A 25,698-nucleotide genomic window follows, 5' to 3' on the forward strand; every position below is an offset into this window, starting at 1 on the left:
TGGCGTAGGAACGCCCAACCCTGACCCCATGGATCACATATGAAAACTGTTCTTGTCACCGGTGGCGCTGGCTATATCGGATCCCATGCCTGCAAGGCGTTGTCACAGGCGGGGTATGTTCCCGTGACCTATGACAACCTGATCACCGGCTGGCAGGATGCAGTCAAGTTCGGCCCGTTCGAACAAGGTGATCTGCTGGATCGCGCCCGTTTGGATGAAGTGTTCGCCAAACACCAGCCTGTGGCGGTGATGCATTTCGCAGCGCTGAGTCAGGTGGGTGAGGCGATGAAAGAGCCTGGGAAATACTGGTCCAACAATGTCACCGGTTCCCTGACGCTGATCGAGGCCGCGGTTGCGGCGGGGTGTCTGGATTTTGTGTTCTCATCGACCTGCGCCACCTATGGCGAACATGACAACGTGGTTCTGGATGAAAAAACATCGCAGCGCCCGCTGAACGCTTATGGCGCGTCCAAGCGCGCGATCGAAGATATCCTACGCGATTTTGAGGCAGCCCATGGCCTGCGCCATGTGATCTTCCGCTATTTCAACGTGGCAGGTGCAGACCCCGAGGGCGAAGTGGGCGAGTTCCACCGCCCCGAAACCCATCTGGTCCCGCTTATGCTGGATGCCATCGACGGAAAGCGGGATGGGCTGACGGTGTTTGGCACGGACTACGACACGCCGGACGGCACCTGTATCCGCGACTACGTGCATGTCTGCGATCTGGTCGACGCCCATGTGCTTGGGTTGAACTGGCTAGAGCAGGGCAAGAGCAGTCAGGTTTTCAACCTGGGCACCGGCTCAGGCTTTTCGGTTCTTGAGGTGATTGAACATTCCAAAGCCGTGACCAACCGGGCTGTGCCTTACACCGTTGGTGCTCGGCGCGAAGGTGATTGCACCAAGCTGGTATCAGGCTCAGTCCGCGCCGAGGCTGAACTGGGCTGGAAGCCCAAAAGATCCACATTGGAGACGATGATTGCCGATGCCTGGCGCTGGCATCAGAACGGGCATTACGACCAATGAGGCCGGATTGAGCGGCGCTTCGCTGCAGACCCTGCCCCGGATCGGATGGGCCGAGGCGTACCGCCTGCGCTGGAAACGCCGCCGACTGTTGCTGCGATCCTGGCGCAGCCGCCATCAACTGACCAACCTGAACGACCAGACGCACAAAATCAAACCGGGCAACATCCTGGCCTTTACCACGCTGCGGAATGAAATCACCCGGCTCCCTTGGTTTCTACAGCACTATCGACAGCTAGGTGTTAATCATTTTCTGATCGTCGACAATGGCAGCGACGATCGCTCGACCGAGCTGCTGCTGGATCAGCCTGATGTCTCGCTTTGGCAAACTCATGCCAGCTATCGCGCGTCGCGCTACGGGTTGGACTGGCTGACCTGGCTGCAAATGCGGCACGGTCATGGGCATTGGTGCCTGATGGTGGATGCGGATGAGCTATTGATCTACGCCCATCACCAGACACAAACACTGCATGACCTGACCGCGTGGCTGGACCAATCTGGGCGCCGGGCCTATGGGGCGCTGATGTTAGACCTTTATCCAAAGGGCGCATTAGGGGATCAAGGTTATGACCCCGCAACTGACCCTACCGACGTGCTGAACTGGTTCGACGCAGCGCCGTACCGCGCCCAGCGCCAAAGCCCTCTGGGTAACCTTTGGGTTCAGGGCGGGGCGCGCGAGCGCATGTTCTTTGCAAAAACACGCCAACGGTCACCAACATTGAACAAGATCCCTTTGGTGCGCTGGTCCCGACACTATGCCTACGTGAATTCCTGCCACTCGGCCCTGCCGCGGCGGCTGAACGCGGCCTATGACGGGCCCGGTGGGGAAACACCATCGGGCGTTTTGCTCCACACCAAGTTCCTGCCTGAAATCATCCAGAAATCTCGGATCGAAAAGCAGCGCCGCCAGCACTTTCACGACCCCGACCAGTTCGGATCGTACTATAACGGGATCATCGATGGCCCGACACTTTGGAATGCTCAGTCGATGCCGTTTGAAGGGTGGGAACAGCTAGAGCAACTTGGGCTAATGAATGCCGGAGGATGGCAGCCATGACAAATACATACACATATATGTCATGTTTTCTGCTAACCGGTTCTAAATCCATTGCCCTGCAATATGCAAAGATGACATAACTTGGCATAATCCCGGCCCTTTTTCTGAAAGGGGCGGTGAATGCTCGCGTCACAATAAGGGTAGGCTAAACGCGTGAGCCTGTTGGATTCGTATCGGATGAGATTGCGGCGCAAGCGCCGTATACTGCGCTGTGTGCGACGCCGACGCGAACTTGAACCCGTCAGCGACAACACCGCCGCAATTCGGCGCGACGACATCCTGTTGATGAGCGTTGTGCGCAACGAAAAAATCCGCCTACCCTTTTTTCTGGAATACTACCGGAAGCTAGGCATCGATCATTTTCTGTTTGTCGACAACGACAGCGATGACGGCAGCTTTGAATTCCTACGGGCACAGCCGGATGTCTCGGTCTGGCGCACAAGAACCAGCTATAAACGTGCGGGTTTCGGTCTGGATTGGTCAAACTACCTGCTGCGCAAATATGCCCACAAACACTGGGTTCTGACCGTCGATCCGGATGAATTCTTTATCTACCCGTTCTGCGATACCCGCCCGATCCGGGCCCTGACCGATTGGCTGGATGGCAGCGCTGTGCGCAGTTTCGGCACCATGCTGATTGATATGTACCCCCAAGGCCCCGTCCAGGATGAACCCTATCGCGAAGGTCAGGATCCGTTCGAGATTGCGCGCTGGTTCGATGCGGGCAACTACATGATCACCAAGAATCCAGAATATAAAAACCTCTGGATTCAAGGTGGTGCGCGGGCGCGCGTGTTCTTTGGCGACAACCCGTCGAAAGCGCCAGCTTTGAACAAAATCCCCCTGGTGAAATGGGACCGGCGCTATGTCTATGTCAGTTCGACCCATTCTTTGCTGCCACGCGGGCTGAACCAGGTTTACGACGAATGGGGCGGTGAAAAGACCAGCGGCGCTCTGCTACATGCCAAATTGATCAACACGCTAGGCGACAAAGCACGCGAAGAGCTGCAGCGCGGCCAGCATTATCGCGGGTCCGGCGAATACAAAGCCTATGCCCAACAATTGGATGAAAAGCCTGTATTCTGGTGCGATTTCTCTGAAACCTATATCAATTGGCGGCAGCTTGAAATTCTGGGCCTCATGTCAAAAGGAAACTGGGCATGAGCTCTTTGGGCGTTGTTATGCTGGTCCATACGGCCTTGGATCGCGCCGAACAGGTGGCACGGCATTGGACCGCAGCGGGCTGCCCGGTTGTGATCCATGTGGACCAGAAAGTCCCTGATCAGGTGTGTTCGGAATTCATCGCCTCTTGCGCCGACAACCCCCTGATCACGTTTTGCAATCGCCACAAATGCGACTGGGGTGGCTGGGGTATAGTTGCCGGAACACAGGCTGCATCCGAACAAATGCTAAAGAAATTTCCGGAAGTGCGGCATGTATTTCTGTCATCGGGGTCCTGCCTGCCCCTGCGCCCGGTGCAAGAGCTTGTAAGCTACCTGTCCGATCGCCCCCGTGTGGACTTTATCGAAAGTGCAACCACCGCTGATGTCAGCTGGACCATTGGTGGGCTGGATCATGAGCGTTTCACGCTGCGTTTTCCGTTTTCCTGGCGCAAGCACCGAAAGCTGTTCGACACCTATGTCAGGCTGCAGCGCGCCCTGGGTTTGCGCCGCCAAATCCCCGATGGCCTAATGCCCCATATGGGCAGCCAGTGGTGGTGCCTGACCCGCCAGACACTCTCTGCAATTCTGCAGGACCCTAAACGTAAAACCTATGATCGTTATTTCCGGCATGTCTGGATACCGGATGAAAGCTATTTTCAAACGTTGGCGCGGCTCTATTCGACCCATATCGAAAGTCGCTCGCTGACGTTGTCGAAATTCGACTATCAGGGGCGTCCACACATCTTCTACGACGACCACCTGCAATTGCTGCGCCGCTCAGACTGCTTTGTGGCGCGCAAGATCTGGTGGCGCGCAGATCGTCTGTATCAGACCTTTCTCACAGATCAGTCCGGCGCACTGCGACCGGCAGAGCCCAACCCCGGCAAGATCGACCGGGTCTTTGCCAAGGCGGTCGAACGTCGAACCCATGGTCGCGATGGGCTGTATATGCAAAGCCGCTTTCCCAAACATGGCAGCGAAAATGGCCTGACCTCATCGGCCTACTCGATGTTTCAGGGCTTTAGTGAGTTATTTGAGGGCTTTGAGGCCTGGCTGGAAACTACAACTGGCGCTCGGGTGCATGGTCATCTGTTTGGCCCTGATCGTGCTGAATTTTCCAAAGACCAGACCATCACGAATGGTGCGCTCAGCGATTGCGCGACATTGCGCGACTATAATCCCACGGCGTTTCTGTCGAACCTGGTCTGGAACACACGGGGTGAGCGTCAATGCTTTCAATTCGGACCTAACGACACCCAAGACATCAACTGGTTCATGGCGCGGGACCGAAATGCGCAAATCTCGGTCATTACTGGTGCCTGGGCGGTTCCGCTATTCCGGTCAAACCTAAACTTCGCCGATATCCGGTTTGAGGCTGCGCGCCTGCAACAGATTGAAACCAAACAGATCGAGGTTCTAACTTCGGTCTGGACCAAGGCTAATGTGCGCAGCTGGACCTTGTCGGACTTTGTCGAAGCGCCAATGGAGCCGCTGCAAACCATCATTGACGAGATCGGCACGCAAATGCCCAGCCATCTGACCGAAGCACCCACGATGGTTGATCTGTCCGGCTTTGGCCAGTTTCTGCAAAACCTGAAGAACCAAGGAATGCACCCGAAACTTATGGGTGATTTCCCCGCCGATGACGTGTTTGGAACCCAGACCAAACCGTTCCGAAAGCCCTATCTGGTTCAGTGATGGCCGATGACGCGACCGTTTGACTACTTCATTATACTGGCCGCCATGCGCACAGGCTCGAACCTGCTTGAGGCCAATCTGAACGCACTCGAGAGCATCACCTGTCATGGAGAAGCCTTCAACCCGCATTTCATCGGTCGCGTCAAAGCGCAGGATGTATTGGGCATAACCTTGGAACAAAGGGATAAGGATCCCGCACAGCTGATAGAGGCGATGCGCTCTGACGCAAATGCGTTGAACGGCTTTCGGTATTTTCAGGACCATGATTCCCGGGTGCTGGAATCGGCCCTGAAAGATCCACGTTGTGCCAAGATCATTCTGACCCGCAATCCGCTGGACAGCTATCTGTCGCTCAAGATTGTGCGCAAAACCAAGCAGTGGCAGCTAAAGAACATCAAACGACGGCTTGAGGCCCAAGTTGACTTCGACGGGCCCGAATTCTCTGACTATCTGGATGGGCACTATGGGTTTCAGTCCCGCCTGCGTGCCCATCTGCAACGCACTGGTCAGGCCGCGTTCTACATTGACTACAACGACCTGACCGATCTGAGCATTCTGAACGGCCTTGCCGCCTGGCTTGGGGTTTCGTCAAGGCTGGGCCAATTGGATGACCAGTTGAAACCGCAGAACCCGACACCGGCCCTGTCCAAAGTTACCAACCCGGATGAAATGCAAAAAACACTGTCCGGGCTGGACCTTCTGTCCATTTCGCGCAGCCCGAATTTTGAACCCAAACGTGACCCTGCGGTGGATGGATATATCATCGCGGCCGAAACACCGCTGATCTATATGCCCCTGCGTGGGGGTATCGAACCGATCGTGCGCCAATGGATGACCGCACTGGACGGTGGTGATGCCGGTGCATTGCGCACTGAACTGACGCCCGAAATGGTTCGCGATTGGATGCGATCTTCGCCCGGTCATCGCAAATTCACGGTGCTACGCCATCCCTTGGCGCGCGCGCATAGCGCGTTCTGCACCCATATCCTGAACAAAGGGCCGGAGTGTTATGAAGACCTCCGCACGCAATTACGCAATCGGTTCAAACTGCCGATCCCCGGTCAGGTGCGCGAAAAGAACTATTCCAAAGACCAGCATTATGAAGCATTTTCCGCCTTCCTGACCTTCCTGCGTCACAACCTTGCGGGCCAAACCCCAATTCGCGTGGATGCAAGCTGGTGCACCCAGGCACAAGCGCTGGAGGGGATATCAGCCTTCGCGATGCCAGACCTGATCCTGCGCGAGGATGAGTTGCCAACCACCCTGCCCGATCTGGCGCGGATCATGGGCCATGACAATCCGCCAGCGCCGGGTACCAGCGCAGCGGAAACTCCGTTTTCACTGAATCAGATCTGCGATGACGCGCTGCAGGCGCTGGCAGCTGAAACCTACCAGCGCGACTTTGATCAATTCGGGTTTGGCGAATGGCGCCCGGTCAGGCCCGCAGGGTGATCAACGTCCCCCGATTGACCATCGCGTAGATCTCTTCCATCTCGTCATTCTTGACCGCGATGCAGCCCGCCGTCCAATCCGGCGTCTTTTTCGCGCGCTTGAATTCTGACCGCAGGTTCGGCTGGCCGTGGATAAAGATATCCCCGCCCGGATCGACTCCGGCGGCTTTGGCCTTGGCGATATCAGCCGAGTTTGGATAGGAAATCCCCAGCGACAGATGATACCGGCTGCGCGGGTTACGGCGGTCGATCAGATATGTGCCCTCGGGCGTGCGCCCATCGCCACGCTTGGTTTTGGTACCTCTGGGCGCAAAGCCCAGATCGACATCATATTGTCGAAGTATCTGTTCGTTGTGCAGAAGATACAGCTTCCGCGCACCCTTGTTGACGACCAAAGAGGTCACCTCGGGCCCATTGTAAGATAGAATTCTAGGGCTGGCTGAGGCACAAGCCGAAAGGCTTAGCGTAGCCATCGCACCCAATCCAAATGCTCGACGATCCATGTTTCACTGCCTGCTACTCTGGTTTTTTTTGGCTATTATGCCAAAAAATCAAAAAACTGAAATCACTTTTTGATGTTCGATTGCTCAATTAAGCGGCGTTCGATGGCTTCCAGCCGCTCAAGTACCTCATCACGGTAGGCATCGGTTTTGACCTCATCCTCGGCATGATGCGCATCCTGCATCGAGTTTACGATCAGACCAACCAGCAGGTTCACCACCGCGAAGGTCGTCACCATGATGAACGGAACAAAGAAAAGCCATGCGTAGGGATACACTTCCATCACGGGGCGGACGATGCCCATGGACCAGCTTTCCAGCGTCATGATCTGGAACAATGTATAGGCTGACAGGCCCAGATCGCCGAACCAGTTTGGGAAGCTTTCCGAGAAGAGCTTGGTCGAGATCACCGAGCCGATATAGAACAGGATCGCCATCAGCAGGAACACACTGGCCATACCCGGTAAGGCCGAGATGAAGCCTTCGACCACCCGCCGCAGCCGTGGCGCAACTGAAATCACGCGCAACACCCGCAGGATCCGCAGCGCTCGCAGAACCGACAAGCTGCCGGCACTGGGCACCAAAGCGATCCCCACGATCACGAAGTCGAACAGATTCCAACCGCTTTTGAAGAAGTTCCGCCCTGTCGCCACCAGTTTCATCGCAATCTCAGCAACGAAAATGGCAAGGCAAAGCTTATCAAGCGTCACAATCAGCGGGCCTGCGATCTCCATCAAGGTCGGAGAGGTTTCCGTACCTAGCAGCACGGCGTTGAACATGATCACACCCGTGATGAAACGCCCAAACATGGGTGTTTCGATGATGTGCTGCAATCGCTGTCGAAAGCCCATGTTCGCTGTCTCCTCAGGATGCGGGGTTCAACACAAACCGCGCGGCCAGTTCCGTATGTGACGACCACCGAAATTGGTCAACAACCTGTACCCATTCAAGGGTGTAGCCTGCATTAACAAGCATTTTTGCATCGCGCGCGAAGGTCACCGGATTACAGGACACATAAGCGATGACCGGGCGCAGCGCCTGAGCCAGTTCAGCCACTTGCGCCTCGCCCCCGGCACGTGGTGGGTCCAGCACGACCGCATCAAAGGCCTTCAACTCATCGGGCATCAATGGGCGGCGAAACAGATCGCGCGTCTCGGTCGTGACGCGTCTCAATCCCGTCGCCCTGCGCCAGCCTTGATCCAGCGCTTGGGTCATCGCGGCTTCGCCCTCAACGGCATGAACCTCGGCCGCCTGAGCCAGTGGTAACGAAAACGTACCGCTACCCGCGAACAGATCTACAACGCGCTTGACACCTTGCGTTGCCTCCAGAACTGCCTGTGTTAGAGCCTGCTCACCATCCTTTGTGGCCTGCAGGAATGCGCCCGGAGGCGGTGTGACCGTCGCCTGCCCGAACCGTTGAATTGGGGGCTGGCGCATGGCGATGACCTCACCATCCCAGCTGAGCCGGGCAAGCCCGTGCTTTTCGGTCGCTTGCGCAAGGGCCAGCTCTAACTGCCCATCCAGCGGCTTGCCACCCGTAACCGCAACATCCAGCCCGCCGTCGGACAAGGTCAGTGTCACGGCCAGAACGCCCTTGCGGCTGCCGCCCAGCATCGCAAGCGCCTCGGCCACGGGAATACCGGCGATCAATGCGGGATCCAGCAGATGGCAATCCGGGATTTCTGTGATCACGTCAGATGAGCGCCCGTGAAACCCGGCGAGCGTACCTTTCTTTGTGCGCCTCACAGCGACCGTTGCACGACGGCGCGAGCGTTCGGGCGAGGTATGGATTGGACGCATAGGCGCCTCCAACCCCTGTGCGGACAACGCGTTTCGGACAACATCCACCTTCCAATCAGCAACAAAAGCGTCCGATGCATGCTGTAGCTGGCACCCGCCGCAGGCTTTGTAATGACGGCAAGGCGCTTTCACGCGTTGGTCCGATGGAATTTCCACGCGGATGTCCGATAGAAACTGACCCAACAACGTACCCGAAACCACCTCACCCGGAAGGGTGCGGGGCGCATAGACCGGGCCGTCGGCGATGCCGTCACCCTGATGGCCAAGCCGGTTTATGGTGTAGGTTTCGGTCATACTGGGCCTGATAACGGGGGTTTGGCCGCAACAAAACCCTTATTCGGCGGCTTCTGCCTGAATGAAACCACCAGACTGGCGATGCCAGAACCGCGCATACAGACCGCCCTGGTCCAACAGCGCATCATGCGTACCGGTTTCGACGATGCGTCCCTCATCCAGAACGACGATCCGATCCATTTCGCTGAGTGTGGACAGGCGGTGCGCAATGGCCAGAACGGTTTTGCCCTGCATGACCCGATGCAGCGCAGTCTGGATCGAGGCTTCGACCTCAGAATCCAACGCCGATGTGGCCTCATCCAGCACCAGGATCGGGGCATCTTTCAAAATGGCACGGGCCAAAGCGATCCGCTGCCGCTGACCCCCGCTGAGCTTCACGCCGCGCTCACCCAGATGCGCGTCATAGCCTTTGCGGCCCTGCGCATCCTCCAGACTCAGGATGAACTCATGCGCCTCGGCCTTTTCGGCGGCCTCGATCATCTCATCCTCGGATGCATCTGGGCGTCCATACAGGATATTTTCACGTGCGGACCGATTGAACATGGCCGTTTCCTGCGTGACCATGCCAATCTGGCGGCGCAAACTGTCCTGCGTCACCTGCGAGATGTCCTGCCCATCAATGCGAATGGCGCCATTTTCCCCATCGTAGAGCCTAAGAAGCAGCGAAACGAGGGTAGATTTGCCTGCCCCGGATGCCCCGACAATCCCAAGCTTTTCGCCCGGTTTAATGGTCAATTCCAGTTCTGAAACGCCCCCGATTTCCCGGCCGTAGGCAAAGCTGACGTCGTCAAATGTAATCGCACCATGAGTCACTACCAGATCTTTGGCGTGCGATGCGTCCTCGACCCGGTCGCGCTTGGCCAAGGTTTTCATCCCGTTCTCAATCTCACCAACATTGGCATACAGCCCCATCAGCGTGAAGCTGACCCAACCGGTCATCTGCGAAATACGGACCGAAACAGCCCCTGCCGCCACGATGTCGCCTGTAGTTGCAGCGCCGCTTTGCCAAAGCCACAGCGTCGCCCCGATCAGCATCACGGGCAACACGCCCGCCAAAGTCATCAGGATGACCCGAAAGCTGGCCGAAAGCAGCCCGAACTCTAACGAACGTTCGCGCAGGTCAACCATCGAATTGCGCGCTGCCTGATCCTCGTGTTGGGCATGTGCAAACAGCTTGACCGTTTTGATATTGGTGATCGTATCGACGATTTGCCCCGACACCATCGCACGCGCACCTGCCCGTGCACCTGATCGTTTGCGGATACGCGGCAAATACCAACGCACCAACATGAAATAGACCACCAACCAGGCAATAAAGGGCAGCATCACCAGCGGATGAATAGACCCTAACAAAAGCAAAGAGCCCACGAGAGAAGCCAAAGCAAACACAATCGCGCTGATCGTTTCCGAGACGACCGAAGCCAGAGCTGTCGCGGTCTGAACCTGTTTCTGTGCAATCCGTCCCGCGAAATCATCGTCGAAGTACGTGACAGACTGGCCCAGCGTCCATCGGTTCAGCTTGGCCAGAACAAGTGGCGGGATATTCGGCATGACGACATAGTTGTTCGAGAAAGCCGAGAACCCAAAAAACACAGGCCGCAACAGCATAAAGAACGCAACGCCGCCCAAAATCATCCAAAGATTGCCACCGGTCAGAAACCCGTCTGGCCCGCTGGTCGTGGCCACATCGATGACACGACCCAGGATCCAGGCTGTTCCCGCCTCCATCGTACCGGCTGCTGCCGAGAAGAAGGCCGCGACAAAAAGCATGGGCCAAGCTCCGGATAGCGCCCAGCGAATGAACGCCCCCAACGTTTGTGGTGGGGGCGTTTCGATGTTTTTGAACGGGTTGATGAGGTCAGCGACCCTCATTCAGCGGCCTCCGGGTTCATGAAGCCACCAGATTGCCGCGCCCAGAACTGCGCGTAAAGGCCGCCCTGCGCCAAAAGATCGGCATGCGCGCCCTCTTCCACGATCCGGCCCGCATCCATCACCAGAATACGGTCCATCTGAGCGATGGTGCTGAGCCTGTGGGCAATGGCGATCACAGTTTTACCTTGCATCATACCGTAGAGGGTTTCCTGAATAGACGCTTCAACCTCGGAATCTAGGGCAGATGTCGCCTCATCCAACAACAAGATCGGCGCGTCCTTCAAAATCACCCTGGCAAGTGTCACCCGCTGCCGCTGACCGCCGGACAGTTTCACGCCCCGCTCGCCCACATGGGCGTCATAACCGGTGCGCCCCTGCGGGTCTTGCAGGTCAAGAATGAACTCATGCGCCTCGGCCTGCTTCGCGGCGGAAATCATCTGTTCTTCAGTCGCATCCGGACGACCATAGAGGATGTTGTCGCGCACCGACCGGTGCAACAACGCGCTGTCCTGCTGAACCATTCCGATATGCCCGCGCAAACTGTCTTGTGCGACCTGGGCAATGTTCTGTTCATCGATCAGGATCGCGCCCCGTTCGACGTCATAAAACCGCAAAAGCAGCTTAACTAGAGTCGATTTCCCTGCACCAGATCGGCCAATCAGACCGATCTTTTCACCCGGCTGAATGGTCAGGTTAATATGATCCAGACCACCCGTCTCACGACCGTAGTGATGCGACAGATCGCGGATTTCGATCTGGCCTTTGCTCAATTGCAATGGCTTTGAGCCGGGCGCATCCAGCAGATCGATTGGCTGAGCAATCGTCTCCATCCCTTCGGCCACGATGCCAAGCTGACGAAAGAAGCTGGTCAGCGCCCACATGATCCACCCGGTCATTGCATTTAAACGCAGGGTCAGCGCCGTTGCAGCCGCAACAACGCCGACCGAAGCAGTACCCTGCATCCAAAGAGCAATTGCCCAGCCAACAACCCCAACGATCAGAAAACCGTTCAAAGTGACCAGAACCGCATCCATGATCGTGAATATCCGCATCTCGACCTGAAAGGTCCGACGCGTTTCCTCGATCGCTTCACGCGCATAATCCAGCTCCTGTCGGCCATGAGCGAACATCTTGACCGAGTGGATGTTGGTGTAGCTGTCGACAACCCGGCCCGTGACAGTCGAACGCGCATCAGACGCAGCCTGAGACGCGGGGCCGACTCGTTTAACCGTCCAGTGCACCAGCAGCCCATAGAACGCAAACCAGATGAGCAACGGGATCAGCAGGCGTGCATCAGCCGCATAAAGCAAGATCGCAGCACCAATCAAATAGGCCAACGAGAATGAGATGGCGTCAAAGACCTGAAACACCACCTCGCCCGCCGCAGGCGGGGTTTGCATGATGCGGTTGGCGATCCGGCCTGCAAAGTCATTCTCGAACCAGCCAACGGACTGACGCAGAACGTGTTTATGTGCCCGCCAGCGGATCAGCGTACCAAAGTTCGGCAGGATCGTGTTGTTCAGCAGCAGCACATCGACCAGATGCAGCAGCGGACGCAACAGCAGGATAAAGCCTGCCATCAACAACAGCTCGGTCCCGTGGTTTTGCCAGACCTCTGCGGGGGTGCCCCCCAACAGGTCCACGACACGGCCCATATAGTAGATCAACCCGATCTCAACAGCAGCCACGATGATGGAAATCAGCGCAGCCCAAAAGAAAACCCGGAAAAATGGGCGCGAGTAATCCAGCATGAACGGCCACAGCCGTGTGGGTGGCTTATCGGTCTCACGATAGGCGACAAAAGGGTCAACAAGGTTTTCGAAATAGCGAAACATGGAGAGTGCTCCGATTGAGCAGAAATACAGACATGCGAAGAAGAATGGCGCCTGAACACCACCCTTTACGGGGAAAGTGCCCTGGCTTTAGCCGAACCAGATCCCGTAATACATTCGCATTCCTCCATCCATGAGTCTGCCGCACGTAACCACAAACAAAATCGTTTGTCATCCCTTTTTGAGACTTCACTTCAACTGGCCAGCAATTCCTCGCGGGTCAGAGTGAAGTCAGACGCGATCCAACGCGCCTCAAGCTCGGTCAGCTTCTTGCCCAGCGCGGGGCCGGTAAAGTCAGGGATCAGGTCGGCGGCACTGATCGGAAAACGCGCTGCTGCACCGTGATGGAGAGCTTGGCGTAAGTCCTCGGACCAGGGGTGTTCGAAGAAGGCACAGCGCAGCAAGGTTTCGTGCAGGCCTCCGTCGTCGCCGTAGCGATAGCCCAACTCTTCGATGCTGGTTGAGGCCTGCGCCTCCTCGCGCATTCGGGTCATGCGTTGCAGTTGCGCCCGGCTCAAGCGCAGTGTCGCGGCATCCTCGGGTGTGGCGATCGCGGCCAGCCTGCGCACCGGATCAGGTTCTGCGCCGGCTGCCTGTTCTATGGCTATCAGCGGGGCCAAGGCACGGTCATCTGCGCCGGGCAACAGATGAGCCAAGACACCTGCACTACGCATCGCAGCCACCGAGGGCGCAGGGTCTGGCGCGCCCAACAGCTTGATCAGCTCGGCCCCGACCCGTTCACGGGATAGCGTTGTCAGCCCATCCAGATTGGACGCAATCGCAGCGAGCGCATCGGCGTCAAATCCGGCATCGGCGTCGCCATACCAGGCGTGAAACCGGAAATAGCGCAGCGAGCGCAGATAGTCCTCGCGGATGCGGTTTTCGGCCGTTCCAATAAACCGCACGCGCCGCGCCTGAAGGTCAGGCAAGCCTGACAGCGGGTCCAGCACCGTGCCGTCGGGCTGCGCGTAGATCGCGTTCATTGTGAAATCGCGGCGCGCGGCGTCTTCTTCAACGGTGTCGGCAAAGGCAACAACCGCACGGCGGCCATCGGTTTCCACATCGCGTCGAAAGGTCGTGACTTCATGTGGGGTATGATCGCAAACGATGGTAATCGTGCCGTGTTCCAACCCCGTCGGAATCGCCTTAAGGCCAGCCTTTTGAGCCAGTTCCATCACCCGTTCGGGATGCGCATCCGTGGCAATATCAATATCCGAAACGGGCGCGCCCAGCAGGGCGTTGCGCACGCATCCGCCCACGAACAGAGCCTGCGCCCCGCCTGTGGTGAGGGCTTCACAAACCGCCTGAGTCGCCGGGTCCGAAACCCAAGGCGCGCTGATCTGCTTCATTCACTTACCCGTGCTGCAAGCCCGCGCAATATACGAGCCGTCGCGCCCCAGATATAATAAGGACCATAGGGAACGGCGAAATATTTCCGCCGCTGGCCACGCCACCGGCGCGACTCGATCACATAATTCTCGGGCTTTAGCAGATGTGCAAGTGGAACCGAGAAAACCTCATCCACTTCGCCCGGCTCGGGCACTGGATCAAAACTCTGGCGGATGATGGCCACAACCGGGGTAACAGCGAACGAGGTCACGGTTTCATGGCTGGGTAGAAAGCCGATCACTTCGGGCAACTCTGGATGCAGGCCAATTTCCTCATGCGCTTCGCGCAGGGCGGCGGCGGTGATATCCGCATCACCTTCATCCTGTTTGCCCCCGGGAAAGGCGATCTGGCCGGGATGGTGTTTCAAAGCCGATGACCGTTTAGTCAGGATCAAACGCGGCACATCCCCGGAAACTGAGATCGACACTAGAACCCCGGCCGGACGCAATTTGCGCCCGGGGGGAAGTACAGTTTCAGGGTTCAGATCAAAATCACTGGACCCATGGCCCGGACGATGCAACGCCGCGGCGATCTGATCCGTCGGATCATGCACCGCTGGCGTCTTCCGCATCAAAACCAACCGTCGCGGGATCCAGCACATAATGCGCCCCGCAAAACTGACAATCGGCAGTAACCTTGCCTTCGGGCGTCGTCATCTTTTCAATGTCCCTAGCCGAATAGATCGATAAGCTTTGACGTACGCGTTCTTCCGAACAGGTGCAGCCAAACTGTACCATCTGCGCGTCATAGACGCGTGGGCTTTCCTCGTGAAACAGGCGGATCAACAGATCAGTCGGCGCGATAGATGGGCCGATCAGTTCCAGATCATCAACGGTATCCAGAAGGATGTTGACCCGGCCCCAGTTTTCACCTTCTTCGCCGTCGACCAGATCGTTGGCGGTGAGGATTTCACCCGTCCCCTCACCCGAGGCCGCAAAAGGCGAAGCTTTGGGCATGTGCTGCAACATGATCCCACCGGCGCGCCAATGCTCACCCACTTCAGGTTCGGTCGATTTGCCGAAGCTCAGCGAGAAGCGGGTCGGCAGCTGTTCGGACTGGGCGAAGTATGCCTCGGCCGAGGCGCTGATCGACGCTCCGTCCAACGGAGTAATGCCCTGATAAGGCTGCGTGCCTTCGCCCTGATCGATCATGATCGCGAAATACCCTTCGCCCACCTGATCAAATGGGGCGCTGTTAGTCAGTCGATCCCGGTCAAAGCTGGCATAGGCGCGGATACGCGCCGGTTCACCTTCGACAGTGGGCGCATAATAATCGGTTGCTATCATGCGCACCGCGCCCTTGGATTGAACCTGTAACGACAGCTTCCAACGCAACGAAACGGTCTGGCCAATCAATGCTGTCAGCAAAGCCATCTCGGCCACCAGCGCCTCGACCTGTTCGGGATAGTCATGCTGCTTCAGGATGCCATCCAGCACCCCGTCCAGGCGGGCGACGCGGCCACGCATGTCCGACACATCAAGTTGAAAGGGCAGGACGGTATCGTCCCACGCGATTTTTGTTCCAAGAGACATGGGGTTTCCTTACACGCCACAGGTTGGCATACCGGCACCATATAGGTCACAGAGTTTGGGTTGTAAGGGGCCATACATGATCAGACGGTTTGGTGAAAGCCCTGAACCCGGGCGATCCTATACGCGCAGGGTAGGCGCTTATGCGTTGCTTCCACGCGAAAAGCACCTGCTTTTGACCTGTCAGACCGAACCGGGCCCCGATCTGCAACTGCCGGGCGGTGGTATTGATCCCGGCGAATCGCCCATTACCGCGCTGCATCGTGAGGTTTATGAGGAAACCGGATGGCGCATCGCCACGCCGGAACGCGTCGGCGCGTTTCGCCGCTTCACCTATATGCCCGAATACGATTTATGGGCCGAGAAGGTCTGCCTGATTTACCGCGCCCGCCCTGTCCTGCAATTGGGCCCGCCGACCGAAGCCTTTCACGAGGCGCTTTGGATGCACAGCGCGGATGCGGTTGAACTGTTGGGAAATGACGGCGACCGCCACTTTGCAGCCCTGCACCTGAACGGTCTTTAGTGCCCGTTATATTCAAAAAATACCGCCGAAACGTCGTCTCCCATGCCTTCGTTGGGCGGCATGCGCTGGGTCAGCCGCCAGAACATATCATCCAGAAATTCTGATCCACCCTGGCCAGACGCACAGTCCAACGCCATTTCACGCAGCCCCTCCTCCTCCAGCAGCCCGCCTTCTGCCAGGTGACATTCCGTGAAACCATCAGAGTGCAGCAAAAGCCGGTCACCTGGATTCAGCGTTGTTTCAACCTGCTGAAAACTCGCGTCTGGGATCAATCCTATAGGAAGGCCGCCATCACCAAGATATTCGGTGCTGCCATCCTGCCGCAGCAGCAACGGGTGCGGATGTCCGGCCTGCACCATTTTCATATGCCCGCTGCGCAGATCGACAATGGCGTAGACCATGGTGAAGTATTCCTCGATCCCGGTGTCCACCATCAAACGTGAATTGAGCGTTTCGGCCACTTGCTGCGGTGGCAACAGCGCATAGAACTTGTTCATCCGCTTTTCCAGCGCCACATTCTGATCGAAATGCTGGCTGGACAGATAGCCACCTAGTCGCGCGGTCATCATCGCTGACGTGATCCCATGGCCCGAGACATCGATACTGTAGAATCCCAATCGGTTCGGACCGGGCGAGAACATGCCCACCAGATCGCCGCCAATGTGACCGCAGGGCTTCAACAACAGACTGACCCGGGAAACACCGAACTCTCGCGTCAATTCCGGGACCAGTGATTCCTGTATCTTGCGGGCCTGTTTCAGGTCTTTGTCGATCGCATCATGGGCTAGCTTCAGTTCGTCGAGTGCAGATTCGATCAGTCGGTTCTTATCCGAAAGCTCTCTCTGCATATCCAATATGCGTGCGCCAGCAGAAATACGGGCCCGCAATTCATCTGCCTCTAGCGGCTTGATTAGAAAATCATCCGCCCCGGCATCCAGCCCACGCGCGACTTCCTGCTTTTCGCTTTTCGATGTCAGAAGGATGAAATAGCTGTAGTGTTCAGAATCGAGCGCGCGAAAATCACGGCAGAACTCCAGTCCGCTCATGCCTGGCATCACCCAATCGCTGAGCACGAGATCAGGTGCAAATTCAGCGCAAAGCTCCAGGGCCTTTTCACCGTTGTCTGCCTCAAGCACCTCAAATCCCCATTTCTTGAGCGAGGCCACCAGAATGCGCCTTTGCAGGCGGCTGTCATCCACGACCAGCACCTTTCGGATCGCACCGAAATCCAGTTCAGAACCGGTTTGTTCAAGACTTAGTGCTGACACCCTTTAACCCCAGGCTTCCTTCTTCAGGGACGCGGCAAACCTATCGCGCTGGGGTTTAACATCCCGTGAAGGCGCTATGGTCTTTGGCCTTAACCGCACATTTACCGGACATGCGTTAGCAAAGATCACCCTTATTCCGATTCAGGAGGATGACGATGATCCACTGGCCGCGAGTCAGACAATTGCGGGACGAGGTCGGCGCAGATGAAATTGATGAGGTCATCGAAATCTTTCTGGACGAGGTGCAGGAAGTGATCGCGCGCCTGCATGCCGATACCGAACGACTTGAGTTGGAACAGAACCTGCATTTCCTCAAAGGCAGCGCCATGAGCTTGGGCTTCAATCAGTTCTCGAAACTCTGTCAGGATGGCGAACGCCGGGCTGCCGCCGGGCAAGCGGCGGAGGTTGATTTAGCCGAAATCCTGGCCGCTTATGACGCATCCAAATCTGTGTTTCAGGCCGAATTACCTAGCAATCTGACCTAAATCACGAACTGTGCCAGCGTCTCATCTTCGGTGATGTCGGTATAGGTAAACCCGGCCTCATCCAGATGCGCAAACAGGCGCGCAAAATTCTCGGGCTTGCGGGTTTCGATCCCGATCAGGACTGACCCGAAGTTGCGCGCGGATTTCTTCATGTATTCAAACCGGGCAATGTCATCCTCGGGGCCTAGGATGTTCAGGAACTCTTTCAACGCGCCAGGGCGCTGCGGCAGGCGCAAAATGAAGTATTTCTTGACCCCGGAATAGCGCTGCGCGCGCTCCTTGACCTCGGGCAGGCGTTCGAAATCGAAATTGCCGCCCGATGTCACGCAAACAACAGTTTTGCCGCGAATAAAGCTTTGCACATCTGCAATCGCTTCGATTGCCAAGGCGCCAGCGGGTTCCAGCACGATGCCCTCGACATTCAGCATCTCGATCATGGTAGTACAAATGCGGTCTTCGGATAGAACCAGCACATCTGACAAATGCCGCGATTTCAAGAGTTCGAATGGCTTGGCCCCAATCTTTCCAACCGCTGCGCCATCGACGAAGTTGTCCACGTGATCCAACGCCGTCGGATGCCCCGCCGCCATCGCCTCATGCAGACAGGCGCCGCCCTTGGGTTCAACAAACAGGCAATGGGTGCGACCCCCGAACCAGGTCGCCACACCAGCGGACATACCGCCGCCACCCACAGGCAGCAGCACATGGTCAGGCACCTGACCCAACTGTTCTTCGATCTCGACCGCCAAGGAGGCCTGACCTTCGATCACGTCCTCATCGTCGAAGGGCGACAGAAAATGCCCGCCCTGCGCCGCGCACCACGCCTGCGCCGCGGCCAGAGTGTCGTCGAAATAGTCCCCGGTCAGGTGAACCTCGATATTGTCACCACCAAAGATGCGGGTTTTTTGGATTTTTTGCTGCGGGGTCGTCACCGGCATGAAGATCACGCCCTTCACGCCCAGATGCTTGCACATATAGGCCACGCCCTGCGCGTGGTTGCCCGCGCTGGCGCAAACGAACAGGTCCTGCCCCTGCTGTTTGCGCATCGCATTAAACGCGCCACGAATCTTGTAGGACCGCACCGGGCTGAGGTCTTCGCGCTTCAGCCAAATATCCGCACCATAACGGTCGGACAAATGCGCGTTTCGCTGCAACGGCGTTGCAGGGAACACGGTACGCATCGCCTGTTCGGCGGTTCGGGCGCGGGTCATGAAGTCAGTCATGACCGTTTCAGTGGCCTATCCCGACTAAAAGGGCAAGGAATACATATGTGTACGAGGGGTCAGGTGAGCTCGCGCTTTTCCACAACGTAGCCATAAACCGTCGTTAGGATACTAATGTTCAGAATCGCCAAGAAGACTTGAAAGGCAAGTGACAGAATACCGTGAATGGGCGGAATGAACTGAAGCAAGTTGATTGCAAAGCTCACAATCAGTTGAAACATCACGTAGAAGAAAATCAGCCCCAAAGCGGTCCTCCCCGGGTTGTGGATTCGGCTCCAAGCGTTCCAACCCTCTGACAGGCCCATCGCTTTATCGACAGCAAATGAGGGCAAAACAAGCGACCATCTCAGGAAAGCGACGCCAACCAAAACCAACACAAAAACCAAGCCCGCCAACGCAACGGGCCAAATGACTTGGGCGACGTTCATAAGCACGAAACCAGTCGGAATAGCAATTGCCAAGAAAATGATTCCCAACAGAAACAGTCTCAGGACGTAACCAACTGCTAGCTTGATATCAAACCGGGGAATGAAGCCCGAGGTAAACTCTTCCAGCAAGATATATCGGTGCCAGGTGGTAACACCCCAAGCGCTTATGATGGCTGTCAGAATCCAGATCAAAAAGAACCATACAAAAAAGAAAGAAGGAATGTTTTCTTTTGGAATAGTTACGGTCTTGCCCCAAACTAGGTAGTCGCTCATACCGGACAAATAGAGAAACGATCCTATCACCGCGATGCTAAGCGCGGCAGGTGCCCAAAATATCCGAATGACCGCTGTCACGTTTCCGAGAACCATTACAACTGCGTGCGCAAAAATCTTCCAACTCAAATCCAAAACTCTGCCCTCTCAACCAATCCTTGTTCTCTATCCGCCCGTTTCACCCCAATTCCCATGCATGGTCAACGCACACAACTTGCCCCCGCGTTCAAAACCCGCTAGGGGCCAGTCGTTCTTCGCACAAAGGGAAATCAGATGTCCGCGCCCAAGAAAGTTGTTTTGGCCTATTCCGGTGGCCTTGATACCTCGATCATTCTGAAATGGCTGCAGACCGAGTATGGTTGTGAGGTCGTGACCTTCACCGCCGATCTGGGTCAGGGCGAGGAGCTGGAACCCGCTCGTCAGAAGGCCGAGCTGCTGGGGATCAAGCCCGAAAACATCTATATCGAAGACATCCGCGAAGAATTCGTCCGCGACTTTGTCTTCCCGATGTTCCGCGCCAATGCTCAATACGAAGGCCTGTATCTGCTGGGCACCTCGATCGCGCGGCCTCTGATCTCGAAACGTCTGGTTGAGATTGCTGAGGCGACCGGTGCTGATGCCGTTGCCCACGGCGCAACCGGCAAGGGCAACGATCAGGTGCGGTTCGAACTGGCGGCTTACGCGCTCAACCCCGACATCAAGGTTATTGCGCCTTGGCGTGAATGGGACCTGTCCAGCCGCACCAAGCTGCTGGAATTTGCCGAACAGAACCAGATCCCGATTGCCAAGGACAAACGGGGCGAGGCGCCCTTCTCGGTCGATGCCAACCTGCTGCACACCTCGTCCGAGGGCAAGGTACTGGAAGACCCCGCCGATATGGCGCCCGATTATGTCTATCAGCGCACCGTCCACCCCGAGGACGCGCCGAATGAGCCCGAGTTCATCGAGATCGGTTTCGAAAAAGGTGACGCCGTCAGCATCAATGGCGAGGCGATGAGCCCGGCCACCATCCTGACCAAGCTGAACGAATATGGCGGCAAGCACGGCATCGGTCGTCTGGACCTGGTCGAAGGCCGGTTCGTTGGCATGAAGTCGCGCGGTATTTATGAAACGCCCGGCGGCACCATCCTGCTGGAAGCACATCGTGGTATCGAATCCATCACCATGGACCGCGGCGCAATGCATCTGAAAGACCAGCTGATGCCGCAATATGCGGAACTGATCTATAACGGCTTCTGGTACTCACCCGAGCGCGAAATGCTGCAGGCCGCCATCGACAAATCGCAAGAACATGTCACCGGAACCGTACGGGTGAAACTGTACAAAGGTCTGGCCTCGACCGTGGGCCGCTGGTCGGATCATTCGCTCTATTCCGAGGCGCATGTGACCTTTGAGGAAGACGCTGGTGCCTACGATCAAAAAGATGCGGCAGGCTTTATCCAGCTAAACGCGCTGCGCCTGAAACTGCTAGCAGCGCGCGACAAGCGGCTTAGCAAGTAAGCCGTCCCAGAACAATTTGGAAACCCGGCAATCCTTTGGATGCCGGGTTTTTTATATGCTGCTTCCCGTAGGGTCAGGCTTGCCTGTTGGGTCTGGATATCTTTACGCCTGCGTCAACCAAGAAGGGACGCTCAATGCTGCAAGATATCGCCGACGGAATTCAAAAAGGGCTGAACGGCAAAAGCTTTGATGGCTCGCTCAAGTTCGATTGCGGCGAGGCGGGTGTCATCGTGCTGGCCGACAATCAGGCCAGTACGCTGGATCGGGAAACCGACTGCACGATCCGGATTTCACAGGACAACCTGACCAAATTGCTGACTGGTAAGCTGAATCCGATGACCGGCGTGGCCATGGGCAAGCTCAAGATTTCGGGCAATATGGGCGTTGCGATGAAGCTGGGGCAGCTGCTGGGATAGACGATAAAATCGTCTCACCAGCGCGTGACAATCGATGTCAGCGCATTGCAAGGCGAGGCATCTACGGGCAGCTTGGTCTCGGAAGGAGACCTGCCATGACCCGGACTGCTTATCTCGATTGTATAAAACCCTCCTTACTTTTTGTGCTAATCTTGCTGGCGGCACTACTGCGCGCCCTGCCGGGTTCTGCCGCAGAAACCGAAACGCTAACGGTCGCCGGCGGATGTTTCTGGTGTGTCGAATCCGATTTTGAAACGGTACCCGGCGTAATTGGTGCGGTGTCCGGTTATACCGGTGGCACCACCGCCAACCCCAGCTACAAGGACGTGACCAAGGGCGAAACCGGCCATTATGAGGCGGTTCAGATCACCTTTGATCCCAGCAAAGTCTCTCGGGATACCTTGCTGGACATGTTCTTCCGTTCTGTTGATCCCACCGATGCAGGCGGACAGTTCTGCGACCGGGGTGACAGCTATCGCACAGCTATTTTCGTCTCTAACACAGGCGAAAAAGCCTTAGCCGAGCAAGCAAAGGCTGAGGCCCAATCCGCGCTCGGCCAAACCGTTGTGACGCCCATTCTACAGGAAACCACCTTTTATCCGGCCGAAGCCTATCATCAGGATTACTATAAGGGCGAAAAGGTTGTGTTCACCCGCTTTGGGCCAAAGCGCCAAAAGAACGCCTATAAGGCTTATCGCAAAGCCTGCGGTCGGGACGCGCGGGTCAAACAGCTTTGGGGTACAGATGCACCGTTTGCCGGGTCCTAATCGAACTGCGCGTCGCGCACCTCCCGCAGGTCCGGAATAACATCCGCCGTGCCGTGCCGTGTCACCATCAAGGCAGCGGCGCGGTTGGCTTGCAGAATTGCCTGTTCCATCGGCATACCCCGATCCATTCCCGCCAGCACGTAGCCGGTGAAAGTATCGCCTGCCCCGGTTGTATCCACGGCCTGCACCTTATGCGCAGCAAAATCGACCGGATCGCAGCCTTGCTGTAGATACCGCGCGCCCTTGGACCCAAGCGTCACGATCACATGTCGTACAGGCAGTTCGGCCGCACTTAGACCTGTTTCCTGTTTCAACTGTTCAGCTTCAACCTCATTCAGGATCAGGAAATCCAGATAGGGCAGCACGGCCTGAACCGCCTCGGCCTCGAACGGGGCAGCTGCATAGCAAACGGTCAGACCAAGCTCGCGCGCCATGCGGGCGGCCTCGACCTGTGCGTTGGTTTCATTCTGAAAAACAAGCAGATCGCCGGTGTTGGCAGACGCAAGCGCCTGCCCGATCTGTCCATCTTCAAGCGCGTGATTGGCGCCCGGATACAGAATGATCAGGTTCTCACCCTGCGCATCGACCGCAATGATAGCATGGCCCGTGGGGCTGCTGACCTCAGCTATGAACCGCGTGTCGACGCCATATTCCGTCAACCGCTCTTGTGCCCAGCGCCCATCGGCGCCAACCGCTCCGATATGGCTGACGTGTGATCCCGCCCGCGCGGCAGCCACCGACATATTGGCACCCTTGCCACCCAGAAACTTCTCGAGCCCGCTTGCCGCCAGAGTTTCCCCCGGCGCAGGCAGATGCGGCAAGGCATAGACCATATCCGCGTTGATCGAGCCGAGGTTCCAGATTGTCATCGCTTACCCTATCTCACACGAGGCCAGAATGGCCATGTTCAGGATATCGTTGGCCGTTGAAACCGTCGAACAAATCTGAATTTGCTTACCTATGCCGGACAAGATCGGGCCAATCACGGTGGCCCCGCCCATTTCCTGCATCAACTTGGTTGAAATGCTGGCCGAATGGCGCGCGGGCACGATCAGAATGTTGGCCGGGCCGGTGAGGCGCTGAAACGGATACGCCTCCTGCTGGTCCACATTCAGCGCGACATCGACGGTCATTTCACCTTCGTATTCGAAATCCACGCCGCGTTGATCAAGCACTGCGGGGGCCACGTGCATTTTCTCAGCCCGTTCCGAGACCGGGTAGCCAAAGGTTGAGAAACTGACAAAAGCCACCCGAGGCTCTATCCCCATGTGGCGGGCCACGGCTGCGGCGCGCTCGGCGATATTGGCCAGATCGTTTTCGTCCGGCCATTCATGGACCAGTGTGTCGCCGATCAGCACAATCCGCCCCTTGTGCAACAGCGCGGTTACACCCGCAGCGCCGTGTTGGGCGTCAGCATCAAACACGTGGTTTATGCGATCCAGCACATGTGCCGATTTTCGGGTCGCGCCAGTGACCAGACCGTCACCATGTCCATGGGCCAGCATAAGCGATGAAAACACGTGCCGGTCCCGCGCCGCCAGACGATGAATATCCTTGTGATCAAAGCCTTTACGTTGAAGACGTTGATAGAGGAAGTCTTTGTAGCTGTCCAAATGCGTCGTGTTGGCCGCGTTCACGACCTCAAGCTCGCGCACCGCATCGCCCAGTCCAGCTGCTTCCAGCTTTTGCTTCACATCGTCTTGGCGACCAACCACCATCGCCTTGCCGAAGCCAGAACGCTGATACATCACGGCTGCGCGCAGCACGCGTGGATCGTCGCCTTCGGCAAAGATCATCCGGCTTTGTGCCTGGCGGGCACGGGCGTTCAGGCCGCGCAGGATGCTGGCGGTCGGGTCCATGCGGGACTTGAGGCTCAGCTCATAAGCGTCCATGTCGATGATCGGACGGCGGGCCGCGCCTGTGTCCATACCAGCCTTCGCCACGGCGGGTGGGATACGGTGGATCAGGCGCGGGTCAAACGGCGTCGGGATGATGTAATCGCGGCCAAAGGTCAGCGACTTGCCATAGGCCATGGCAACCTCGTCCGGTACATCCTCGCGCGCCAGACGGGCCAGCGCATGGGCGCAGGCGATCTTCATCTCGTCATTGATGGCACGCGCGTGGATATCCAGCGCACCGCGGAACAGGTAGGGGAAGCCCAGAACGTTATTGACCTGATTGGGATAATCGCTGCGCCCGGTCGCGACGATCGCGTCAACGCGGACCTCATGCGCCTCTTCCGGTGTGATCTCAGGGTCGGGGTTCGCCATCGCGAAAATCACCGGGTTATCAGCCATGCTGGCAACCATATCCTGCGTCACGGCGCCCTTGACCGAAACGCCCAGGAACACATCCGCACCCTTCATAGCGTCTTCCAGCGACCGCAGATCAGTCGAGATCGCATGGGCCGATTTCCACTGGTTCATCCCCTCGGTCCGGCCCTGATAGATCACGCCCTTTGTGTCACAGACGATGCAGTTCTCATGCCGCGCGCCCATCGACTTGAGCAGTTCGATACAGGCAATCCCCGCCGCGCCCGCACCGTTCAGAACAATCTTAACGTCTTCGATCTTCTTGCCCGAAATATGCAGCGCGTTGATCAGACCCGCTGCGCAGATCACCGCCGTACCATGCTGGTCGTCATGGAAGACCGGGATGTCCATCTCTTCCTTCAGGCGCTGTTCGATGATGAAACACTCGGGCGCCTTGATATCTTCCAGATTGATGCCGCCAAAGGTCGGCCCCATCAACCGCACCGCGCGGCAGAACTCATCCGGATCTTCGGTGTCCAACTCGATATCGATCGAGTTCACATCAGCAAAGCGTTTGAAGAGAACCGATTTCCCTTCCATCACCGGCTTCGAGCCCAGTGCACCAAGGTTACCCAGGCCCAGCACAGCTGTTCCGTTTGAGATCACAGCAACCAGGTTGCCCTTATTGGTATAGTCATACGCGGTCTCAGGTGCCTCGGCGATGGCTTCACATGGAACAGCGACGCCGGGGCTATAGGCCAGCGATAGATCGCGCTGCGTAGTCATGGGGACGGTGGCCTGCACCTCCCACTTGCCGGGGGTTGGGTCCAGGTGAAAGGCCAGCGCCTCTTCTTTGGTGATCTTCGCTTTGGGCATTTTGAACGTCGTTTCCATGACTTCGGGGCTCATGCCTCATAGCGCAGGCAGGCGCGCGCCTCAACGGGAATGAGTTTTCGGC

General features: G+C 57.1%; 23 protein-coding genes. 10 read left to right on the forward strand and 13 right to left on the reverse strand.

Going from position 1 to position 25,698, the window contains the following annotated elements:
- Positions 1 to 39: 39 nt before the first annotated feature.
- The 5 genes from galE to ACR0JX_RS10165 all read left to right on the forward strand — a co-directional run bounded on the left by galE (position 40) and on the right by ACR0JX_RS10165 (position 6,390).
- Complete coding sequence (gene galE, locus ACR0JX_RS10145) at positions 40 to 1,023, forward strand: UDP-glucose 4-epimerase GalE (RefSeq protein ID WP_480543672.1); 984 nt, start codon at positions 40 to 42, stop codon at positions 1,021 to 1,023.
- 7 nt (positions 1,024 to 1,030) lie between these two features.
- Entirely contained in the window at positions 1,031 to 2,077 is a 1,047-nt protein-coding gene (locus tag ACR0JX_RS10150; RefSeq protein ID WP_480543674.1) for a glycosyltransferase family 2 protein, read from the forward strand.
- A gap of 177 nt (positions 2,078 to 2,254) precedes the next feature.
- The gene (locus ACR0JX_RS10155) at positions 2,255 to 3,241 is read left to right on the forward strand and encodes a glycosyltransferase family 2 protein (RefSeq protein WP_480543756.1); all 987 of its coding nucleotides are present in this window, start codon (positions 2,255 to 2,257) and stop codon (positions 3,239 to 3,241) included.
- Positions 3,238 to 4,938 (forward strand): DUF5927 domain-containing protein, encoded by a 1,701-nt coding sequence (locus ACR0JX_RS10160; RefSeq protein ID WP_480543676.1) that lies wholly within the window; start codon positions 3,238 to 3,240, stop codon positions 4,936 to 4,938. Before ACR0JX_RS10155 ends, ACR0JX_RS10160 begins: the two co-directional genes overlap by 4 nt.
- A 6-nt stretch (positions 4,939 to 4,944) precedes the next feature.
- Positions 4,945 to 6,390, forward strand: coding sequence for a sulfotransferase family 2 domain-containing protein (locus ACR0JX_RS10165; protein ID WP_480543678.1), 1,446 nt, complete (start codon positions 4,945 to 4,947; stop codon positions 6,388 to 6,390).
- Here ACR0JX_RS10165 and ACR0JX_RS10170 read toward each other — a convergent pair.
- The 8 genes from ACR0JX_RS10170 to hslO all read right to left on the reverse strand — a co-directional run bounded on the left by ACR0JX_RS10170 (position 6,374) and on the right by hslO (position 15,608).
- On the reverse strand, positions 6,374 to 6,892 hold the full coding sequence (locus ACR0JX_RS10170) for a L,D-transpeptidase family protein (RefSeq protein WP_480543680.1): 519 nt from the start codon (positions 6,890 to 6,892) through the stop codon (positions 6,374 to 6,376). The two genes, ACR0JX_RS10165 and ACR0JX_RS10170, sit on opposite strands and share 17 nt — an antisense overlap.
- Before the next feature lie 62 nt (positions 6,893 to 6,954).
- Positions 6,955 to 7,740 carry an ion transporter gene (locus tag ACR0JX_RS10175; RefSeq protein ID WP_480543682.1) on the reverse strand — a complete coding sequence of 262 codons (786 nt, stop codon included), beginning with the start codon at positions 7,738 to 7,740 and terminating at the stop codon, positions 6,955 to 6,957.
- A gap of 13 nt (positions 7,741 to 7,753) precedes the next feature.
- Positions 7,754 to 8,983 carry a class I SAM-dependent RNA methyltransferase gene (locus ACR0JX_RS10180; RefSeq protein WP_480543684.1) on the reverse strand — a complete coding sequence of 410 codons (1,230 nt, stop codon included), beginning with the start codon at positions 8,981 to 8,983 and terminating at the stop codon, positions 7,754 to 7,756.
- 39 nt (positions 8,984 to 9,022) lie between these two features.
- On the reverse strand, positions 9,023 to 10,855 hold the full coding sequence (locus ACR0JX_RS10185) for an ABC transporter ATP-binding protein (protein ID WP_480543686.1): 1,833 nt from the start codon (positions 10,853 to 10,855) through the stop codon (positions 9,023 to 9,025).
- Entirely contained in the window at positions 10,852 to 12,690 is a 1,839-nt protein-coding gene (locus ACR0JX_RS10190) for an ABC transporter ATP-binding protein (RefSeq protein WP_480543688.1), read from the reverse strand. Before ACR0JX_RS10190 ends, ACR0JX_RS10185 begins: the two co-directional genes overlap by 4 nt.
- A 191-nt stretch (positions 12,691 to 12,881) precedes the next feature.
- The gene (locus ACR0JX_RS10195; protein ID WP_480543690.1) at positions 12,882 to 14,036 is read right to left on the reverse strand and encodes a CCA tRNA nucleotidyltransferase; all 1,155 of its coding nucleotides are present in this window, start codon (positions 14,034 to 14,036) and stop codon (positions 12,882 to 12,884) included.
- On the reverse strand, positions 14,033 to 14,647 hold the full coding sequence (locus tag ACR0JX_RS10200) for a CoA pyrophosphatase (protein ID WP_480543692.1): 615 nt from the start codon (positions 14,645 to 14,647) through the stop codon (positions 14,033 to 14,035). Before ACR0JX_RS10200 ends, ACR0JX_RS10195 begins: the two co-directional genes overlap by 4 nt.
- Entirely contained in the window at positions 14,622 to 15,608 is a 987-nt protein-coding gene (hslO, locus tag ACR0JX_RS10205; protein ID WP_480543694.1) for an Hsp33 family molecular chaperone HslO, read from the reverse strand. Before hslO ends, ACR0JX_RS10200 begins: the two co-directional genes overlap by 26 nt.
- Positions 15,609 to 15,684: 76 nt before the next feature.
- Here hslO and ACR0JX_RS10210 point away from each other — a divergent pair, with 76 nt between their 5' ends.
- Entirely contained in the window at positions 15,685 to 16,128 is a 444-nt protein-coding gene (locus ACR0JX_RS10210) for an NUDIX hydrolase (protein ID WP_480543696.1), read from the forward strand.
- Here ACR0JX_RS10210 and ACR0JX_RS10215 read toward each other — a convergent pair.
- Entirely contained in the window at positions 16,125 to 17,396 is a 1,272-nt protein-coding gene (locus ACR0JX_RS10215) for a PP2C family protein-serine/threonine phosphatase (RefSeq protein ID WP_480543698.1), read from the reverse strand. The two genes, ACR0JX_RS10210 and ACR0JX_RS10215, sit on opposite strands and share 4 nt — an antisense overlap.
- A gap of 155 nt (positions 17,397 to 17,551) precedes the next feature.
- Between ACR0JX_RS10215 and ACR0JX_RS10220 the strand changes: the two genes are divergently transcribed.
- The gene (locus ACR0JX_RS10220; RefSeq protein WP_480543699.1) at positions 17,552 to 17,881 is read left to right on the forward strand and encodes an Hpt domain-containing protein; all 330 of its coding nucleotides are present in this window, start codon (positions 17,552 to 17,554) and stop codon (positions 17,879 to 17,881) included.
- Here the strand turns inward: ACR0JX_RS10220 and ilvA are convergent.
- Positions 17,878 to 19,104 (reverse strand): threonine ammonia-lyase IlvA, encoded by a 1,227-nt coding sequence (gene ilvA, locus ACR0JX_RS10225; RefSeq protein ID WP_480543700.1) that lies wholly within the window; start codon positions 19,102 to 19,104, stop codon positions 17,878 to 17,880. The genes ACR0JX_RS10220 and ilvA overlap by 4 nt on opposite strands.
- Before the next feature lie 59 nt (positions 19,105 to 19,163).
- Positions 19,164 to 19,934 carry a hypothetical protein gene (locus ACR0JX_RS10230; protein ID WP_480543701.1) on the reverse strand — a complete coding sequence of 257 codons (771 nt, stop codon included), beginning with the start codon at positions 19,932 to 19,934 and terminating at the stop codon, positions 19,164 to 19,166.
- 144 nt (positions 19,935 to 20,078) lie between these two features.
- Here ACR0JX_RS10230 and ACR0JX_RS10235 point away from each other — a divergent pair, with 144 nt between their 5' ends.
- The 3 genes from ACR0JX_RS10235 to msrA all read left to right on the forward strand — a co-directional run bounded on the left by ACR0JX_RS10235 (position 20,079) and on the right by msrA (position 22,488).
- Positions 20,079 to 21,305 (forward strand): argininosuccinate synthase, encoded by a 1,227-nt coding sequence (locus ACR0JX_RS10235; RefSeq protein WP_170534242.1) that lies wholly within the window; start codon positions 20,079 to 20,081, stop codon positions 21,303 to 21,305.
- A gap of 134 nt (positions 21,306 to 21,439) precedes the next feature.
- Positions 21,440 to 21,721, forward strand: a complete 282-nt coding sequence (locus tag ACR0JX_RS10240) for an SCP2 sterol-binding domain-containing protein (RefSeq protein WP_480543702.1) — start codon at positions 21,440 to 21,442, stop codon at positions 21,719 to 21,721.
- 95 nt (positions 21,722 to 21,816) lie between these two features.
- Positions 21,817 to 22,488 (forward strand): peptide-methionine (S)-S-oxide reductase MsrA, encoded by a 672-nt coding sequence (msrA, locus tag ACR0JX_RS10245; RefSeq protein WP_480543703.1) that lies wholly within the window; start codon positions 21,817 to 21,819, stop codon positions 22,486 to 22,488.
- On the opposite strand, the gene ACR0JX_RS10250 is transcribed toward msrA, so the two are convergent.
- Positions 22,485 to 23,357 (reverse strand): ribokinase, encoded by an 873-nt coding sequence (locus tag ACR0JX_RS10250; protein WP_480543704.1) that lies wholly within the window; start codon positions 23,355 to 23,357, stop codon positions 22,485 to 22,487. The genes msrA and ACR0JX_RS10250 overlap by 4 nt on opposite strands.
- Before the next feature lie 3 nt (positions 23,358 to 23,360).
- A complete protein-coding gene (locus tag ACR0JX_RS10255; RefSeq protein ID WP_480543757.1) occupies positions 23,361 to 25,616 on the reverse strand; it encodes an NADP-dependent malic enzyme in 2,256 nt (751 codons plus the stop codon).
- Between the last annotated feature and the right edge of the window lie 82 nt (positions 25,617 to 25,698).

Source organism: Ruegeria sp. AH7, from assembly GCF_056541325.1.

Bases quoted from the DNA above. Each gene is read 5' to 3' on its own strand.
- galE (WP_480543672.1), top strand. From the start codon at position 40: ATGAAAACTGTTCTTGTCACCGGTGGCGCTGGCTATATCGGATCCCAT.
- ACR0JX_RS10155 (WP_480543756.1), top strand. From the start codon at position 2,255: ATGAGATTGCGGCGCAAGCGCCGTATACTGCGCTGTGTGCGACGCCGA.
- ACR0JX_RS10160 (WP_480543676.1), top strand. From the start codon at position 3,238: ATGAGCTCTTTGGGCGTTGTTATGCTGGTCCATACGGCCTTGGATCGC.
- ACR0JX_RS10165 (WP_480543678.1), top strand. From the start codon at position 4,945: ATGACGCGACCGTTTGACTACTTCATTATACTGGCCGCCATGCGCACA.
- ACR0JX_RS10170 (WP_480543680.1), bottom strand. From the start codon at position 6,892: ATGGATCGTCGAGCATTTGGATTGGGTGCGATGGCTACGCTAAGCCTT.
- ACR0JX_RS10175 (WP_480543682.1), bottom strand. From the start codon at position 7,740: ATGGGCTTTCGACAGCGATTGCAGCACATCATCGAAACACCCATGTTT.
- ACR0JX_RS10180 (WP_480543684.1), bottom strand. From the start codon at position 8,983: ATGACCGAAACCTACACCATAAACCGGCTTGGCCATCAGGGTGACGGC.
- ACR0JX_RS10185 (WP_480543686.1), bottom strand. From the start codon at position 10,855: ATGAGGGTCGCTGACCTCATCAACCCGTTCAAAAACATCGAAACGCCC.
- ACR0JX_RS10190 (WP_480543688.1), bottom strand. From the start codon at position 12,690: ATGTTTCGCTATTTCGAAAACCTTGTTGACCCTTTTGTCGCCTATCGT.
- ACR0JX_RS10195 (WP_480543690.1), bottom strand. From the start codon at position 14,036: ATGAAGCAGATCAGCGCGCCTTGGGTTTCGGACCCGGCGACTCAGGCG.
- ACR0JX_RS10200 (WP_480543692.1), bottom strand. From the start codon at position 14,647: ATGCGGAAGACGCCAGCGGTGCATGATCCGACGGATCAGATCGCCGCG.
- hslO (WP_480543694.1), bottom strand. From the start codon at position 15,608: ATGTCTCTTGGAACAAAAATCGCGTGGGACGATACCGTCCTGCCCTTT.
- ACR0JX_RS10210 (WP_480543696.1), top strand. From the start codon at position 15,685: ATGATCAGACGGTTTGGTGAAAGCCCTGAACCCGGGCGATCCTATACG.
- ACR0JX_RS10220 (WP_480543699.1), top strand. From the start codon at position 17,552: ATGATCCACTGGCCGCGAGTCAGACAATTGCGGGACGAGGTCGGCGCA.
- ilvA (WP_480543700.1), bottom strand. From the start codon at position 19,104: ATGACTGACTTCATGACCCGCGCCCGAACCGCCGAACAGGCGATGCGT.
- ACR0JX_RS10235 (WP_170534242.1), top strand. From the start codon at position 20,079: ATGTCCGCGCCCAAGAAAGTTGTTTTGGCCTATTCCGGTGGCCTTGAT.
- ACR0JX_RS10240 (WP_480543702.1), top strand. From the start codon at position 21,440: ATGCTGCAAGATATCGCCGACGGAATTCAAAAAGGGCTGAACGGCAAA.
- msrA (WP_480543703.1), top strand. From the start codon at position 21,817: ATGACCCGGACTGCTTATCTCGATTGTATAAAACCCTCCTTACTTTTT.
- ACR0JX_RS10250 (WP_480543704.1), bottom strand. From the start codon at position 23,357: ATGACAATCTGGAACCTCGGCTCGATCAACGCGGATATGGTCTATGCC.
- ACR0JX_RS10255 (WP_480543757.1), bottom strand. From the start codon at position 25,616: ATGCCCAAAGCGAAGATCACCAAAGAAGAGGCGCTGGCCTTTCACCTG.